Origin of the sequence: Nitrosomonas sp., assembly GCF_043753625.1 — a bacterium.
Taxonomy (GTDB): domain Bacteria; phylum Pseudomonadota; class Gammaproteobacteria; order Burkholderiales; family Nitrosomonadaceae; genus Nitrosomonas.
On the sequence record NZ_JAYUWI010000088.1, the window covers coordinates 1 to 4122 of the forward strand.

Below are 4122 nucleotides of genomic sequence, written 5' to 3' on the forward strand. Positions count from 1 at the left end.
AGTTTATTCAGGAAAACAATGTCATACCCTTAAAAAAGGTTTTGCTCAGAGAGAAGAAGCTAAAACCCTTCTCTAATAGAGCATGACTCTCGAATCACAATGTTAACGTTCAGACAACAGGAGTTCCGTAATGAATTCATCAAGCATTTTTCCTTTTTCAGCAAAGCCTCTCGCTGAATCAAAAGTGCATTGGGTAAAAAGCTCGCAGCAATGGCTATTTAGAATTAGCTTATGCTGCTTGGGAATGACGTGCCTGGCTTTTCAGGTACAGGCGCAGACGCAAGTTCCGGCAAATACAAATCCACCGGCAGCAGCAACCACTGCAGCTGCTCCAGCTGGAACCAGTGCGCCCAGTGGGGACTATGACAGGTCAAAAGTGCCGCCCGTCACACCAATGCCGCGTCCCGGTTCATTTATTATGCCCCCAACCAGTCCCGGCTATTATTCACTCTGGGAAATGATCAACGGCAACAAGCGTGAGAAACCTCCTGTTGCCCCTTATGCGCCATTTGCACTGCTACCGACATCAGCATACGACATTGACTTTCGGTATCTGGATACCGCAGGGTATGAAAAAGATTTCTTTGATCCAATCAAGAGAATGGATCTCGGCAACGACTGGTTGCTTTCTTTAGGTGGTAATTTCTGGTACCGCTACACGCATGAGACGGATAGCCGTTTAAATGCAGCCGGTACAAATAATGACTTCCATATGTTACGCACGCGATTCCACGCGGACTTATGGTACAAAGACAAAGTACGTTTGTTTGCAGAAGGTATTGATGCGCGTACTTTCGGCTCTGAATTGCCTCCGCTCGCAACGGATAGAAATCATGCCGACATACTCAATCTGTTTACCGATATCAAGGTCGCCAGTGTTAATAATGGTCCTGTTTATGTGCGTGTAGGACGGCAAGAATTATTATACGGCTCACAAAGATTGGTTTCGACTTTGGATTGGGTGAATACACGAAGAACTTTCCAGGGTGTAAAAGCCTTCTGGCGCACACCGGGATGGGATGTTGATGCATTCTGGATGCGTCCAATGGTTATCGAAAAAGGCAATGTTGATAATTGGGATACACAGCAAAACTTTTATGGGCTTTGGGCCACTCACCGGCCTAAACCTGGTCACTTAATTGATCTCTATTTCCTTAGCCTGGATAACAACCGCAATCTTAGTTCACCCAATGTGTTAGCGGGTAATATTCTGCAAGGAAACTCAAACCTCCACACCTTGGGTGGTCGATTTGTTGGAAATATCGACAGTTTCTTGTATGAACTGGAAGGCATGTATCAGTTTGGTCAACGGTCCAATCTGGATGTTTCCGCCTTTGCAGTAGCGAGCGGCGTGGGTTATCGTTTACCCTTGCCGATGAATCCACAGGCCTGGATACGCTATGATTTTGCATCTGGCGATAGTAAATCCAATGATGGCAGAAGCAATACATTTAATCAGCTCTTTCCTTTTGGCCATTACTATATGGGCTTCCTGGACCGAGTAGGGCGTCAAAACATCCATGATATCAATGCACAATTTACCTTGCATCCAATGCCATGGTTTACGTTTATTACCCAGTACCATAGATTCTATCTGGCGAATAACACTGATTATTTATATAACGCTTCTGGCTTAGCCACCATGAGAGACCCAACAGGTCAATCTGGCAGTCATGTCGGGGACGAGATAGATTTTCGTGCGAACTTCCATGTCAGCCGCCATCAAGATGTGTTGATTGGCTATTCAAAACTGTTTAGCGGTAATTATCTAGAAAAACAACGGCCAGGAATCTCCGCCGACCTTTTCTATGTTCAGTACAATATCCGTTTCTAAGTTTTATTTAAGCTAAAACGGCAACGGCAACCGGTTAGGTTGCCGTTGCCGTTTAAAGTCCTCAGAACCTCAACGAATTACACATCGAATTTTATACAGAATTGCGTTCCATTTAACATCATTCCAATTAATTGGAATTGCATGCTAATTTTGATTGATCCGATTGAGTGTATGATATCTGTTACATCGTTACCTTTACCGGCGTTTCGATATTGGCAGCCGATTCACGAGCAAACTAAGAAGCTTGATTTGAAACGAGATCCGTGGATTTGGGCTAATACCCCGCAGTCTTCTGCGGGGTTGTTTATTGTCTAAACTTCAGTTAGTGCGATTCAATACTAGTCAATGCAGGTAGTATAGTTTTCGGGGCAGGCCGAGCGCAGTCCTCCGGAAGGGGTGCTGTTTTGTTTGCTCCAACTCAATACTTCCAGCACTTTTGGATAATGATCTAGATCTCGTACCCAGAAAATGTAGTTGACTTTAAGCTGATACCGTGCAAAATTAAGCAGCTCCGAGACAGTTGGCTGATAGCCTGTATTATCCCACCGAGTATTCTCATAATTCGAACCCTCCACCTGAATTACCAGAGGCATTAGCCCAGAATTTTCAGGATAGTATGGATAGATACCTTGTGGAGACCATTTACTCCCTAGAAAGTTTAATCCTGGGTCTTCAATGAAAACATCCGGACAACCCAGTGCTGATCCCATCCCTTTGAGTTCGCCTACTAATAATGGCAGAAACGAACGCGGGTGGTTTGCGAACTGGAATGTCATAGTATTGGGGAAGGATGCGCGCATCTTTTTGTTTACTGCGAGCAGGTTGCTGTAATAATCATCTTTCTGAGTGCTGGTTAGCGGTTTTATAGGAAACCCCAAAGAGGTTTCTGTCAAGCCGATACCTTCAAAGTACTCATGCGAATTAAAGCGTTTTCCCAATTCGCTAATTAATGCAGCCAGACGATCTCGTACCATGGGATTCCACAGTTTAATGTTATTCCCTGTGATGGTGGAACTGCCATCTCTACTAAAAGCGAATATGCCATTTTCGTAGATTGGATTATTGATCACGTAGTCTGGCACTAAATCTGTGTCAGCACCCCATGATTTTAGTTCTAATAAAATCATAAGCCGTTTATTTTGCGCGGCAAGCTCAGAAAGTCTCTTTTCAATAAATGAGAAATCATATACCCCAAAAGATTTTTCTAGCTCTACCCAACTATAACGTACTTGTATTCCGCGCAGAGCTGGCGTGTCATTCAGTTCACTATATACTTGTTCCAGATATGCAGGATTATTTTTACCCGAACCTACAAGCGTATAGTAATGGCCTGGATGCCATTTGACTGATCCAGGAGGGGCATTGACGACGGCCTGCGCTGTTCCGAAGGGAATCCAAATCATGCTTATGATGAATAATATTGCAACCAATATGCTTTGCATTGATCTCTTTGCTAGGGAGAGACTCGTGCTATCCTTGTATCTTATGGGGCTAATAATTTCCATACAAAATACTCCTTTCAATTTTTATATTAAAGACGAATCCTTCAATTTCCTGTTAAAAATGAAGAGTTCTTTTGCTGTTACGGAATAAATGAATCTATTCTTGACAAAAAAGAATCACTACTCATTATTGCTTACATCAAGAATTTCAAAATCCAAAAGAAAGTGGCAAAGACCCTTCGTTTAGAGTTAACTAATTTTTTAATTCTGTTAATTTAATTTAAAATTATAGAGTTATAATAAATATTGCCTATATAGATTCGGTTTCTTACGTGCCTTACTTGCCCACATTCATAGCAGCTTTGCATTCTAGAGATAGGCAAATACTCTGAGGATGTGCCAAATCGGCACACTTTGGAAAACCTGACAGGAAGGGGAAAAATTATTACAATTGCATTCGGCTTTCAGTGTAGCCAGAACGCGCGTTAAAGAAAGATCGAACATTAGTATTTCTGAGTGTAAGCTTTGCAGAAAGGGAGTCTTGTATCAGCCATAGGAGATAAGTAGTCGACCCTGAAAAAGTATCAAACAACAGTTGTTCTGGAAAAGCTACCTGAGAAAATTGTTGCACTACTAAAGTGCATGCCCCGGTAGTTTAAATTTCCATCAAGGAATCCGATAAATTTGCAGTTTTTGCCACGGGGAAAAGAGCCAAGAAATGGCTAGCAGCCATTATTTTAGATTCCAGGCGGCGGCAGCCATCAGCAGGTTGATGCGATCACCGATAGCGCCTTTCAGATAGTTCCTTGCCATTCGATAATCCGACTTCAGGTGGCCGATAATGGG

The 4122-nt window shown here is 42.9% G+C and carries 2 protein-coding genes; one reads left to right on the forward strand and one right to left on the reverse strand.

What is annotated here, in order from left to right; all coding sequences use genetic code 11:
* The first annotated feature begins 130 nt into the window (after positions 1-130).
* Positions 131-1834: an alginate export family protein gene (locus ACH10T_RS08390; protein ID WP_394808851.1), complete on the forward strand. Its 1704-nt coding sequence runs from the start codon at positions 131-133 to the stop codon at positions 1832-1834.
* A 338-nt stretch (positions 1835-2172) separates the two neighbouring features.
* On the opposite strand, the gene ACH10T_RS08395 is transcribed toward ACH10T_RS08390, so the two are convergent.
* Positions 2173-3339: a glycoside hydrolase gene (locus tag ACH10T_RS08395; protein WP_394808852.1), complete on the reverse strand. Its 1167-nt coding sequence runs from the start codon at positions 3337-3339 to the stop codon at positions 2173-2175.
* Positions 3340-4122 lie beyond the last annotated feature (783 nt).

Excerpts from the sequence above, each read along its gene's own strand:
- ACH10T_RS08390 (WP_394808851.1), top strand. The coding sequence starts at position 131 with ATGAATTCATCAAGCATTTTTCCTTTTTCAGCAAAGCCTCTCGCTGAA.
- ACH10T_RS08395 (WP_394808852.1), bottom strand. The coding sequence starts at position 3,339 with ATGGAAATTATTAGCCCCATAAGATACAAGGATAGCACGAGTCTCTCC.